We start from the raw sequence: 13,816 nt of genomic DNA on the forward strand, positions 1-13,816 counted from the left end.
ATTGATTCCATTATGAATCCACCTTAGTAGTAATCGTTTGATTACAAACCTAATATCGAAGGTTAACCGTTAAGATTTACTAAGAATGTAATTCTGTTCCACCTTACTGCTCCTAGGCGAGTTCAGGATGTCATTTGACTATGTCGCACCAACCCATAGCTCTCTGCACAAATACATGACCTTACTACTCCTATTCAACACATTTTAATATTTAGAATATATTTTCTTTTGAAATTAATATGAAGTATATCGGTTATATTTGTTACTGTCAAGGTATATATTATTTTTTTGTCGAAAAGGTTTTTTATAAACTTTCAATGTAAAAATAAAAGAACATTAAAAAAGAATCTTCGCGATAATCGCGAAGATTCTTTTTATGGTATAAGACGTGTACAATCTCTCGGAAAAGCACTCGCTTCCCTCACGTTGGATAATTCTAAAAGTCGATACACAACCCTTTCTAATCCTATCCCAAAACCACCATGTGGTGGACAACCGTATCGGAATGTATCTAAATAAGATTGAAATTTCTCTGGATGTAATCCTTTTTCTTTAAAAGATGCGAGTAACATTTCATGATTATGAATACGCTGTGCACCTGAAGTTATTTCTAATCCTTTATATAATAGGTCAAATGAATCCGTTATGGCTTCGTTCTCCTTATTTGGCATTGTATACATCGGTCGCGCTTCTTTCGGATAATGTGTAATAAAGACAAATTCACTATCATATGTTTCCTTCACATATTTCCCTAGTAACTTTTCACCTTCTGTATCTAAATCCCCCATCGGCGATTCTTTCCGGTACTTATTTTTCAAAATTTCTTGAGCTTCTAACAATGTGATTTTAGGTATTTCAGTAATGACAGGCACTTCTATTTGTAATAGTTGTAGTTCTTTTTCGCAGTTTTTTGCTACTTGCTGAAACATATATCGTAAAACATCAGTTTCTAATTGCATCACTTCATGAAAATCATGAATAAATCCAAGCTCTACGTCTAACGATATATATTCATTCAAATGACGGGAGGAGTTGTGATGTTCCGCTCTGTATACAGGTGCAATTTCAAAAACACGCTCGAGCCCTCCTGCTACCATCATTTGTTTATAAAATTGTGGTGATTGAGCTAAATACGCTTCTTTTTGGAAATATGGAAGCTTAAAAACATTTGCTCCTCCTTCTGCCCCTTGCGAGACAATTTTCGGAGTAAATACACGTGTGAAATCGTTCTCTATTAGAAATTCACTAAAGCTTTGAACGAGTGTAGATTTCACTTTAAAAATCGCAGCGATTCGCTCATGTCTTAATGATAATACCCGCTCATTCAACAGTTGATCTAAGCCAACCTGTAACTTCTTTTTATTTATTTCAAATGGAAGTGGTTCTGCACCATTTAATACTTTCACTTCATGAGCAAGTACTTCAACCCCTAATTCTGTTTTCGTTGTCGTTACTATTTCACCAATTACTTGGACGACACTTTCAACATCAACTCTATATCCAGCTAACTCGTTTTCTAATACACATTGAACAACTCCGGTACGATCCCTTAATAATAAAAAACTAACATTACCTAGATGACGAATCTTTTTTACCCACCCTTGTAGTAATACAATCTTTCCGCTATACTCCGTACATTCTCGTGTGAGTGAACGCTTCATTATTTGATCCATTATATTTCCCTCCAATAATTTTATATTTATTTACATTATTGTTGTCATCGTCATCATCCACGGTCACTCACCTCCTTCCAAAGAATACAAAAATCCGCCCCTATAAATAGGGACGGATTTTTCCGCGGTACCACCCAAATTGTCATAATGACCATCTTAGCCCTGATAACGGTAGGTACCGTTTGCTTTTACTAATTATCACGTTCAAAGCAACACTCACAGGTGTCTTTCCATCATGCGGTATCGCAATCTTCCCAGCAACCGATTGCTCTCTGTAGACCCATGCATCATGTACTTTTCCTAATCATCACTTTTTATATTTACAGAGTATTCTATCTCTTTACTTTATAAAACGCAAGCCTTTTTAAAATATATTTTGATTTTTTACATCCATTTTTGCACAATCTCCTCTAAAGCCATTCCACGAGAGCCTTTCAATAATACGACATCCTTTTTTGTTATAATTTTCAATACTTCCTCTGCTATTTTAGCTTTATTATTATATGACTGCACTTGTCCTGTGGCATATATCTTCATCGCTTCTTCCGCCACTATTTCTGCCATCTCTCCATAAGTAAACACATATGAAATATTCTCTTGATTTAACATTTTACCAATTTCTCTATGATATGTTTCAGCTTCCTTCCCTAACTCCAACATATCCCCAACTACTATGATTTTTTTCTCATAAGCATTTGATTTCTCTAACGTTTCAATTGCAGCCTTCATTGAAGATGGACTGGCATTCCATGCATCGTTAATAATCGTAAAACCTGTTTTAGCGGTTAGAAACTGAAAACGCATATGAGTAATATTTATTTGCTGCAATGCTTCTTGTATTTTTTCTGTAGGGACATTATAAAATTGTCCTACGGCGATTCCAACGATCGCATTTAAAATATTATGCTTTCCATGTAAAGGAACATCATACTGTACTTTTTTTGAATCATTTAATTTAAAGTGAACACCATATTCATCTAATTGTACATTATTGGGATAGAAATCATTTGTACTTTTTTCACCAAATGACTTACATTCTATACCTGGCATATTATTATTTCGAGAAAGTAATGACTCATCACCATTATATAAGAACATTCCTTCATCTTTTAATCCGTCTATCACTTCTAATTTCGCCTTCGCAATCACTTCTCTTGATCCTAACGTTTCTAAATGAGACTGCCCAATCATTGTAATTATCGCTACATCCGGCTGCGCTATTTGTGATAAGTTTCGAATTTGTCCTGTTTCACTCATCCCCATTTCTAGTATTAAAAACTCTGTACCTGTTTCATTTCTAAAATCGTTAGCGGCAAACCAAATTGACTATTTAAATTCCCCTGCGTTTTATGCACTTTATAAGTAGAATTTAAAATTGCACCTATTATATCTTTCACTGTTGTCTTTCCGTTACTACCTGTAATACCGATTACTTTCACGTTTGACTCATTCCGGTAATAACATGCCAATTGTTGTAAGGCAGCCAAAGTGTCATCTACAAATATAATCGGCATCCCTTTTGGCGGAATTCCGTAAGACTTTTTCCATAACGAAGCTACAGCTCCGTTATCCATTGCCTCTTTCACATAATCATGTCCATTTTTCACCCTAATAATTGGAACGAACAAATTTCCTTCTTTAATCTTTTTGGAATTAATGCAGACGCCATGCATCTCTATATGATGAAATGAATCTTGTAACCCTTCACCGCCTACTACTTCTTCAAGTTTCTTTAAATGTATTCGAATCAAATCACCACCCGACTTCCATTTTATTACATAATCCCCATTCTATTTACGCATATTAATAAAAAATTTTATAGCGAGGTGTGTATATGAAAAAAGCACTTAGTTTCTTCTTCCTTTTGTTTTGCCTAATTGTAGTAAATGAAACGTACGCATATTCACCAAAATCTTTACCAATCTCTCAAAATTCTGATCAATGGCAAGTGAATATTGATGAAGTGAAAAAAACGAGTGAAAAATTGTTGCAACCTAAAAAAGGTGTATTTCAAACATATCATTTCTCTGTAAAAAATATCGGAAAAAGCGAAGTGTATAACGTACAAGTTGAAGTCTTCCGCAACGAGCCAAATACAAAAACGAAATATGAACTCTTTTCCCTAAAGGAAAGTCGTTTAGCAAGTGGAAAAACTGGATTTGAACACGCTAACTTCCCAGTTTCTACAAAAGCAGATGAGGTTAACGTTATCATTACGTGGCAAGAACATCCTTTCCGCTCTATGCGAAACGGTCAAAAAGTTGAAGCTAGAAAGTTTAAAGAGCATTTTGTTTTTAAAGAAGAAAAATAGTAATTTTGTCGAATCGTTAGTGTATGAAATGAATCGCCAATAAATTTATATTATCACTGATATAATTTAATTTACTAGTACCAGTCCTTGAACAAATTAAAAACGTCGTGGCTTATAAATGCCACGACGTTTTATATTAATTCGTACTAATTCCTCTCGCTGTCCAAATTCGATCAATTTCAGCTGCGTGTTGTCCGCCGTATAAAAGAGCATCCGCTTGCTTAATTGCTTTTGCACCATCACGGAATTTAGCATTTGGCGTTAATGACCAATGTGATTGTAAAATAATTTTTGTTGCTACATCACGCCCAAAAGCTTGCGCCATTTCATATTGACCTTGAGCCCAAATTTCCCCATCATCATGTACTTCATTCGTAATATCTTTCGGATATACTTTATTATTATCTAATCGGCGTAAGCATGTCGGATCTGAACTAGAGTAAGCAGTCGCATCCCATTCTCCAACACATGCTTTTCCGTAACCTGTTGTCGACACTGCATCTTCATAAGTAGCACCTAAGAAGTCTCCAAACCCTTCTCCCATCGCTCCACCTTCTGGTGAACTTCCGAATCCAGGCACTTGATTATCTTGAATTGAATGCCCGTATTCATGCGCGATAATGCCTGCATCTTCCGCATCATCTACTCCACCAGTACCGAAAGTTAAAGCTTTCGTTGATGGTGAATAGAATGAATTATCATCAGTTGTACCATTTACATTCACTTTAATCGAACGATTATTAATATTTTTAAAGCCTAATCCTTGAATATACCGTTGTAATGTATCAATATGATAATACGACATAACATCTTCAAAACTATCATTTGCACGTGTAAAGTTAAATTGTAAGTTTGTAGATTTCGTCTTCGCTTTTGAAGAAATTGTTACATACTCACCAATTAAAAATCCTGTACCATCTAGACCTTTTAAAGTAACTGTTTTTAGTTGATTATTTAACGCTGTAGAATCTGCATCATTATTATCCTTTAATCCTGCTAAACTACCACTTGATACGACCGGATTAGGTAAAAATACTTTCCCAGTTCCTTCTGCTTTTCGGTTTATATCGATCTTTTTAATTAACTTTCCGTTTTCCGCATCAATAAATGTTTCCCATGCACCGAATGGATTATTAGAATGGACTACAACTTTATATACTGGAATAGCGACTCCTTCTTCAACAATATATCCGAATTCTTTCTCTGTAGGAGCCCATAGGTTTTGCTCGCTTTCTCCTCCAACATACGCCATTGATTTTTGTTCAGCATCTTTTTCACTAATCTTTTTTGCTACTTCTTTCACACTTTGAACCGCCTGGTAATCAGAAACAGCCAGTATTCCTTGCCCCTGTCCATTAAGAGTAACTGTAATTTGTTTTGAAAATACAGGAGCACCATTAACTACTTGTTGGAACCTAACATATGAAGCTACTGATGTTTCTGTTGTAGAAATATATTGTAAGTCTGAAAGGTCCGCCTTCAATCCATATTCCGTAGCATGCCCTTTTAAATATTCAATTGCTTTTTTCTGTGGTGAATAAGCTTCTAGCTTTACTTGCTGTTGTTTTTCCAATGCTGAAACTGTGGAAATTGTCCCCATTACTAATGGTACAGTCATTGCCATTGCCACCATTTTTTTGTTTAACATAAAACCACTCCCCCTAATAAATTGAACCCTTTACCCCATTCCTATAAGGCTATTACTGTCCACAAGTAACGAAATAAAGTGAATCTACGAGTAATTCTATACAAACATTTCACTTACCTTTACATTTTGGGTAAGTGAAATTTTCTCAATATTTATGTGTAAACCGAAAACAATACTTTAGAAATATATTTCTTTATCAATTCTTCCAACCTTATACTTTTAAAATATGGAGAAAGAAATTTTCTAGAGGCCCTATCGAGTGGATTATGAGGAAATTAGCCGGTTAATCTCCCATCATACAAAAAAGGAAGTTGGAATGATTCCAACTTCCTTTTTTCTTTAATTAGCCTTGCTTAACTTAATTCGGAGTTTCGTCTCCCCTAAAGAAAGCTCGTCGTCTTCATTCGTTAAATGACCAAATGTAAATTGCTTGACGAGTAAGTTTTCTTCTAATAAATCTTTATGATTCGTTAACGTTTGCTGTAGTTCTTCCTCTGTATCAAGAATAACATCCACTCGTAAATTAACCGGTAGATTCAACTGCTTACGATATTCTTGAACTGCACGAATAAATTCACGTGCTACTCCTTCTTGTAACAATTCCTCAGTTACATTCGTATCTAACATAACCGTATATTGTCCGTTAGTCGTATTTGAGAATCCTGATTTCGCAACTTTCTCTACTAATACATCTTCAGCTATGACAATTACTTCTTCCCCTGCTGTTGCTTCGTAAACTGCTCTTTCTGTAGATACAAAGTTTTGTACTTCTTCTTGTGATAATTGTTTTAGCCAACCATTTACTGCATTCACATTCTTACCAAATTTCGGCCCCGCCGTTTTAAAATTCAGCTTTAATTGATAGGATGTATACTTCGTTTCATCGAGTTCAACATGGAATGCTTTCACATTAAGCTCATCCATTACGATATCACGATAAGATTCCCAATCGATATTATTCTCTTTATGCTCAAGTAATACAAGCTCTGCCAACGGCTGTTTTACTTTTAATGAATGTTGATTACGATTACTTCTTCCAAGTTCAACAACTTGTAAAACAGCATCCATTTCCGCTTCTAACTCAGGCTGGATAAGTGATTCGTTTACAACCGGATAATCTGCTAAATGAACGCTGCTTCCTTCTAAATTCAGATGAATATCTTCAGCGACAAATGGTGTAAATGGTGCAATTAATTTACTAATTGTTACAAGCACTTCATGAAGTGTTTCATACGCAGCTGCTTTTTCAGGATTCATACCAGATTCCCAAAAACGATTACGTGAACGTCGTACATACCAATTACTCACTTCATCTACAAGAGTAGCAATTTCACGAGCTGCATTCGTGAACTGATAATCATCAAGTGCCGTTCTTACCTTTTTTGTTGTGCTATGCAGTCTTGATAATACCCACTCATCTAATTTCGTACGCTTTACATCATACGTTTCTTTCGGATTATACTCATCTAAATTTGCATATAAAACGTAGAAGCTATACACATTGACTAATGTATCTACAAATTTCGATTTTGCTTCCAGTACGGTTCTTTCAGAAAAACGCTTCGCATTCCACGGAGCACTGTCAACGAGTAGAGCCCATCTTAGTGCATCCGCACCAAACTTCTCTACTAAATCAACAGGATCTAGTGCATTCCCTTTACTTTTAGACATTTTCTGTCCTTCTTCATCTAGAACATGCCCTAGTGATAACACTCGTTTATACGGTACTTTTCCTGTATATAGTGCTGATACCGCTAATAAACTATAAAACCAGCCGCGTGTTTGATCAATTCCTTCTGCGATAACATCTGCTGGAAACTGTTCTTCAAACAACTCTTTATTTTCAAACGGGTAATGATATTGTGCAAACGGCATGGAACCACTATCAAACCAAACATCAATTACTTCTGGTGTACGATTCATTGTACTTCCGCATTTTTCACAACAAACTTGCACTTCATCCACATATGGCTTATGCAATTCTAAATCTTCGGGTGTTTCTTTCGTACTATGCTTTCTTAATTCGGCAATGCTTTTCGGTGCGAATTGATGATCGCAGCTTTCACATTCCCATACGTTTAACGGTGTTCCCCAATATCTATTCCGGCTAATATTCCAGTCCACCATATTTTCTAAAAACTTACCAAAGCGTCCGTGCTTCATATGGTCTGGATACCACGTAACAGAATCATTATTTTGTAAAAATGTTTCTTTAATCTCAGTTGTTCGGATTAACCAGCTTTCTCCTGCATAATAAAGTAATGGTGAATCACAGCGCCAACAGTGTGGATAGCTATGCTCATATTTTTCTTTATGATACAGCAAACCTTCTTTAGCTAAATAACGAACGATATCAACGTCACATTCTTTTACAAACTTTCCTTTTAAGAAGGGTACTGCTTCTGTATACTCACCTTTCTCATCTACAACATGTAAGAATGATAACCCTTCACTTTGAACGACTCTATAATCGTCCTCCCCATATGCAGGTGCGATATGAACAAGTCCAGTACCACTATCTGCCGTAACAAAATCTGCCGCAATAACACGGTATCCATTTGTAACTTCCTTCATTGGAAACGGTGCTGTATACGATGTGTTTAATAATTCTTCACCTTTATGAACAGATAGTACTTCATAGTTTTCTTTTAGTACTTCTTGTACACGTTCTTTCGCAACAATGTATACATACCCTTCTTGTTTCACTTTTACGTATTCCATATTCGGATGTACGGCAAGTGCGACATTCGCTGGGAGTGTCCACGGTGTTGTCGTCCATCCAAGGAAATATTCATTTTCACTATCTTTTACTTTAAACTTCACCGTTGCGCTTAAATCTTTAACCGTTTTGTACCCTTGTGCAACTTCATGTGAACTAAGCGATGTTTGACAGCTTGGACAGTATGGTGAAACTCTATGCCCTTTATATAACAAGCTTTTTTCATGAATCGTCCCTAAAATATGCCATACACTTTCGATATATGGATTCTTTAAAGTAACGTACGGATCATCCATATCCACCCAATATCCAATACTCTCCGTAAATTCACGCCACTGCTTCTCATATGTGAATACACTTTCTTTACACTTTTGAATAAATGGTTCAATTCCGTACTCTTCGATTTCATGTTTACCTGAAATACCAAGTTGTTTTTCAACACCTAATTCTACAGGTAATCCATGTGTATCCCATCCGGCTTTTCTTAAAACTTTATATCCAGCCATCGTTTTATATCTCGCTACTAAATCTTTAATCGCCCGCCCAAGTGCATGGCCAACGTGTGGTAATCCGTTCGCAGTTGGTGGCCCTTCATAAAACACAAAAGATTGTGCGCCTTCTCGATTCTGAATTGATTGCTCGAAAATACTTTGTTCGTTCCACTGCTTACGAATACGTGTTTCTCTCCCTACAGCTGACTCTTTTACATCTACTTTTTTCATGTACAATCACTCCTTTGAATTTTTTAAAAGCACACAAAAAACCCGTCCCTATGAAGTAGGGACGGGTTTACCCGCGTTACCACCCTAATTCTATTAGTTTTCCACTAATAGCACTTAGCAACGTACTAACATACGCGTTCTTTGTAACGGTAGACATCCGTCCGAGCTTACTTTATTCAGCCACGGCTCCTCGGAGATGATTTTCAAATAACGTCTGCACACCGGATTTCAGCAATACACCGGCTCTCTGGGGAACAGCTCACTATTTTACTCTTTCTCGTCTTCAGATTTGTATACTTTATTAAAAGTTATTTTATGCCATTGGGCAATTAATTGTCAACTAATTCGAAATATATTTTTATTTATATCCTTTTTTTCTATTCCTATACAATTATTTTTCAAATTCTCGCAATCCCGCTAAATCTTCATCTTTCTCTGCAAGTTCAGCAAAAAATCCCGTTTCATCTTCACGAAGCACAATTTTAAGCTCTTCTTTCGCCTCTTCATTTCTGTTTAATAATGTTAAATAACAAGCATGATCGTATCTTGCTAACAAGTCAGTAGCATCAATTGCTAATATTTCACTTGTTATTTTTTCTGCCTTTGTCGTTTGCCCAGCTTTATGATACGAAGATGCTAAAGCAAGAAGAATTGCCGTTTCATTTGGATGATGTTCAGAAGCATCTTCTAATAAACGAATCGCATCCTCAATTCTCTCTTGACTATGGTATATTTCTGCTAAAGTAAGGAATCCTCTACTTACAAATGGTGTTTTCTCAATTAATTGTACGCAAATTTTTTCTGCTTTTCTTTCTTCTCCGATTTTACATAATACATTCGCTTGTAAAAGAAGGGTATCATAATCATCTGGTAGGTCTCGAACCATTTGTTTCGTTAATTCAAAAGCATCTCGTAACATATCCTCTTCCTCACAATCAATGAAAAGATTTACAAGTTGCTTCGCTACATCATAATCCCACTTATTTTCTAACGATGTTTGTAATACCTCTATCGCTTCTTTATTCATCGCTGCATTCTCATAAAATATTGCGAAACGCTGCGCTGCCATACTATTTTTTGGATTTAACTTTAAGGAGATTTCAAATAAATCGATAACAACTGTAATCATTGAAATTTCCTTCGCACGATTTTTCATATGATAAAATACTCTTGTAAATATAGATTTTTTCGGTTGCTCATTTTGCTGCCTTTCTACTAATCTTTCGGCAACCGCAGTAGCTGCATACATAAACGCTGTACTTCTTTCTGCTTTTTTCACCTTTAGCGTATGAAGTGCGTCTCGTATTTGGGATAATTTTTTATGTTGTTCCATTGCTTTTACGTACACACCAAATATACGTTCACTTTCCAAATCTTTATGCATTACTTTTAACGCAACTTGAATGGCTTCTACATTCTGCTTTTTAACAAGTACTTTCGCATAATGATATAGTACTTCCACATGCTCTTCATCTATTTTCATTGCACATTCAATATATTCTTTTTCTTTATTTACCTCATTCATCGCACCATATACGTATGCAATTGCATCTAAACGCCATATTTCTGGTACCTCTTCTGCTAATTGTTCTAGTTCAACTAGCAATTCTTCATGAAGATTCAAATCTACTGAAAGCTGTGCCAAATATTCCATATTAATATGCAAAGGCTCTTCTTTCATTGCCTGGACCATATGACTTTGTTCTTTATCACTATTTTTTTCTTTTTCATATATTTCTGCTAGTTGCACATGTACACCTGTGAAATTCCCATTGAGTTCCAAACATGTTTCATACGCTTGTTTTGCTTCTGTCAATTGTCCCAATACCATATATGTTTCGCCGATTCGAAAATATGGAAATGCAGTTCTCTTTTGTTCTATTGCCTTGTTGTATCTCTTCATTGCTTGATCATACTGTCCAATAGATTCATATAAAACACCAGCGTAACAACCGTATTCAATTACTTCCGTTTTCTCTTTTTCTAACGTTCTTAAAAACGCTATGCCTCGTTGCACAAAAGCTGTGTCTTTTATTCGATTTACATACTCATCCAACACGATCGCTATATTAGCGTATACTCTTCGTATACCGTTCTCTAATTTAGAAAGTGCAAGTTTTAACTCTTTTTCATCCCCACCTAATGCAATTTCAGCATCCCATAGCACCATGCCAGCATTCATAAGGAAATCTTGATTGTCTTCAAATTGCTTATTAATACTAACAATATAGTTTTTTGCATCCTCATATTGTTCCTTTGCCATATAAACTTGAGTTAAACCGAAATGGGCATATACATCTTCATTATTTTCTTCTAAAGAACGCTTATATATAGTTTCCGCTTCTTCAAGTTCATCATTTTGAAAATGCACATCTCCTAAACGAACATATAAAGATGTCTGATCTTCACAATTTTGAATTCCTTGTAATAAAATTTCCTTCGCATTATTCCCATCATCCAAATCTGATTCATAGATTTCCGAAAGCTTCGTATATAAATATGCTGCCGTTTTATCTAATTGAATCGCCACTTTAATTCCTTTTACTGCCAAATACACTTTCCCTAAATGCTGAGCACATCTTGCACGTTCATACCATATGTGCGCTTCATACTTATATTCTTTTAATAAATCATTAAAGAATCCATATGCTTCTTCATATCGTTCTAAATCTATTAAAATTAAACCGTGATTTACAAGCGTAAACCTTTCAGGGCTACGTTCTATAGCTGTTAGAGAATACTCTAGCCCCTTTTCAGATTGATCCATATACATGTATGATAATGCTAAGAAACTCCACGCAACTGGTTGATCTGCATCCAATTGTAATGATGAACGAAAACTAGCAATCGCTTCTGTATAATTATCTTGCTCAAAAGAATAACGTCCATTTATAAAATGATATAACGCTTGATTGTTTTTCTTCTCCACACTTTGAAGCATTTGTCCTGCTTTCTTCATATCTTGCAGGCGGATAAAGCACTGTGCACTATGCAATTTCACAAAGTCAGAGCTCGGAAACTTTTCCATTAACTTTTCTATACAAAACTGAATAAACTCTTTATCTACTTCAGCATCTAAATGTTTAATCGTATATAGCCAAGTGTTTGGATTTTCACTTGTTTCTTTTAAAAATAATACTAACTTTTCAATCCCCTCTTTATCTTGCTCAGCTAAATGATCTGTAAGAGAAAAGATTGTTTTATAATAAGTGTGTTCTTCCTCATTTAAAAATGAAAGTTGTTCTATTCTATCTTTTGGTGTAAACGTAATAGCCAAACAATCTGTATAACGATATTTTTCTTGCAACTTATCATATTCCACAAGAATCGGTTCCAAGAAATTCGGATCTTGAATATAAAAAGCTTGCAGTACATCGTCATAACCAGAAAGCACTTGTACATGGGAAGCGTGCTCAATATCTATACTTAATAAAACGGGAATACCTTGATTGAGTAATTTCTTATAATTTTTCTCATTCCCTTGAAAATAACGATATTCGTAACCTTGCTCTTCTATATATGTAACTGTATCTGAAAACTTAGAGCCTGTTACATCAAAAATATGTTGTGCAATTTCATCTTGCGTACGTTTTTCTCCCCATACCCCTAACATCATTTCCAAACTAGTCGGAACGCAATAGTTATCCTTTTGTACAACCGGAACTATCGGTAAGCGCACCTTTTTTCCATCAGGATTTTTTTCTATATGATGATATAGAGAATTTTTCAAACTCTTTTCACTTTTCAATAGTGCTTGCAAATCATGAATATTATTCATTTTATAAAATGCTTCTGCACGTAAATGTATAAAATAAGTTGTATATGCATGATGCGGAAGCATATGATTAATTTTATCTATTACCACTAACATTTCTTCATAACGCTCTAAATCTAATAAATATTTTACTTTTTCAAAATAGAAATATGGTACTTGAGGGAACTTTGCAATCGCATCATTAATGAGTTGTAATGCTCGCTGCTGTTCACCTTTATATGCATATAATTGCGCTAATAAGTACGTAGCTAACTCTTCACAATCTTTATGTTGCTGACCGGATAAAAGTTGTTCCTCTGCCTTCTCCCACTCACCAGTCTGTATATATAAGTAACCCCATTTTTCAAAAACTGCACGTGTACTATACTTTTCCGCCCTTTGCATATAGGCATAAGCCTCTTCATTGCGCTTCATATCTAACAAACATCTAACTAACGTAAAATATGCTTTCGTTAAAACATCCGCATCAATTTCCTCTTCATTTACCTCTTCCAAAGAATCTTTTAACAATTGTTCAGCATCAAGAATTTTACGCTCATCAATTAGCTCATCACAATATAAAGAGAGCGTTCTCATATTTGGGAATTTTTTATACGTATAACGAATTAAAAAAGAGCTATATTGGTGCATCAACCCTTCATCAGCAAGACGAATTAATGTATCAAACTCGGCAAATGATGAAACGTTAGAAAGCCAGTTCTTCACGTATGATAACTTTTTCGTTTCTTTTATATGTGCAATTTCATTATTTATCTCCTGTAATCCATCTACAAATCTTTTTTCTTTCAAACAAATCTCTAATTGCTTAAAATCTAGCATGCATTCACCTCAAATTATTATTTATACTGCCATTTGCAAGCAGTATTCTAACCTACTTGCTTAGATTTTACACATCATATAGTATGCATTCAACTAAAACCTTATATAATGAACGATATTATTTAATATTATTCAAGTTTATAACTAAA

General features: G+C 35.1%; 6 protein-coding genes, 1 pseudogene and 3 other annotated features (1 of these 10 only partly in view). Of the genes and pseudogenes, 2 read left to right on the plus strand and 5 right to left on the minus strand.

Going from position 1 to position 13,816, the window contains the following annotated elements; genetic code table 11:
- Nucleotides 1–207 (minus strand) — a binding site (T-box leader) (it extends 42 nt beyond the left edge of the window).
- 167 nt (nt 208–374) lie between these two features.
- Together aspS and ACFWDE_RS23505 are read right to left on the minus strand one after the other, a co-directional pair.
- Nucleotides 375–1,673, minus strand: a complete 1,299-nt coding sequence (aspS, locus tag ACFWDE_RS23500; RefSeq protein ID WP_377895032.1) for an aspartate--tRNA(Asn) ligase — start codon at nt 1,671–1,673, stop codon at nt 375–377.
- Between the two features lie 105 nt (nt 1,674–1,778).
- Nucleotides 1,779–1,990, minus strand: a binding site (T-box leader).
- Nucleotides 1,991–2,057: 67 nt separating this feature from the next.
- Nucleotides 2,058–3,424 (minus strand): annotated as a pseudogene (locus ACFWDE_RS23505) (UDP-N-acetylmuramoyl-tripeptide--D-alanyl-D-alanine ligase).
- Between the two features lie 83 nt (nt 3,425–3,507).
- Between ACFWDE_RS23505 and ACFWDE_RS23510 the strand changes: the two are divergent.
- A complete protein-coding gene (locus ACFWDE_RS23510) occupies nt 3,508–3,984 on the plus strand; it encodes a hypothetical protein (protein WP_377895034.1) in 477 nt (158 codons plus the stop codon).
- Between the two features lie 136 nt (nt 3,985–4,120).
- Here the strand turns inward: ACFWDE_RS23510 and ACFWDE_RS23515 are convergent, their stop codons facing one another.
- Nucleotides 4,121–5,632, minus strand: coding sequence for a M36 family metallopeptidase (locus ACFWDE_RS23515; protein ID WP_002148345.1), 1,512 nt, complete (start codon nt 5,630–5,632; stop codon nt 4,121–4,123).
- Between the two features lie 134 nt (nt 5,633–5,766).
- Between ACFWDE_RS23515 and ACFWDE_RS23520 the strand changes: the two genes are divergently transcribed.
- Nucleotides 5,767–5,919: a DUF418 domain-containing protein gene (locus ACFWDE_RS23520; RefSeq protein ID WP_377895036.1), complete on the plus strand. Its 153-nt coding sequence runs from the start codon at nt 5,767–5,769 to the stop codon at nt 5,917–5,919.
- 52 nt (nt 5,920–5,971) lie between these two features.
- Here ACFWDE_RS23520 and ileS read toward each other — a convergent pair whose 3' ends face one another.
- Together ileS and ACFWDE_RS23530 are read right to left on the minus strand one after the other, a co-directional pair.
- Entirely contained in the window at nt 5,972–9,073 is a 3,102-nt protein-coding gene (gene ileS, locus ACFWDE_RS23525) for an isoleucine--tRNA ligase (RefSeq protein ID WP_377895037.1), read from the minus strand.
- 54 nt (nt 9,074–9,127) lie between these two features.
- Nucleotides 9,128–9,366: a binding site (T-box leader), on the minus strand.
- A 98-nt stretch (nt 9,367–9,464) separates the two neighbouring features.
- Entirely contained in the window at nt 9,465–13,667 is a 4,203-nt protein-coding gene (locus tag ACFWDE_RS23530; protein ID WP_377895038.1) for a tetratricopeptide repeat protein, read from the minus strand.
- Between the last annotated feature and the right edge of the window lie 149 nt (nt 13,668–13,816).

The sequence above is a fragment of the Bacillus sp. NPDC060175 genome, assembly GCF_042728695.1.
Lineage (GTDB): Bacteria > Bacillota > Bacilli > Bacillales > Bacillaceae_G > Bacillus_A.

Excerpts from the sequence above, each read along its gene's own strand:
- aspS (WP_377895032.1), bottom strand. The coding sequence starts at position 1,673 with ATGGATCAAATAATGAAGCGTTCACTCACACGAGAATGTACGGAGTAT.
- ACFWDE_RS23510 (WP_377895034.1), top strand. The coding sequence starts at position 3,508 with ATGAAAAAAGCACTTAGTTTCTTCTTCCTTTTGTTTTGCCTAATTGTA.
- ACFWDE_RS23515 (WP_002148345.1), bottom strand. The coding sequence starts at position 5,632 with ATGTTAAACAAAAAAATGGTGGCAATGGCAATGACTGTACCATTAGTA.
- ileS (WP_377895037.1), bottom strand. The coding sequence starts at position 9,073 with ATGAAAAAAGTAGATGTAAAAGAGTCAGCTGTAGGGAGAGAAACACGT.
- ACFWDE_RS23530 (WP_377895038.1), bottom strand. The coding sequence starts at position 13,667 with ATGCTAGATTTTAAGCAATTAGAGATTTGTTTGAAAGAAAAAAGATTT.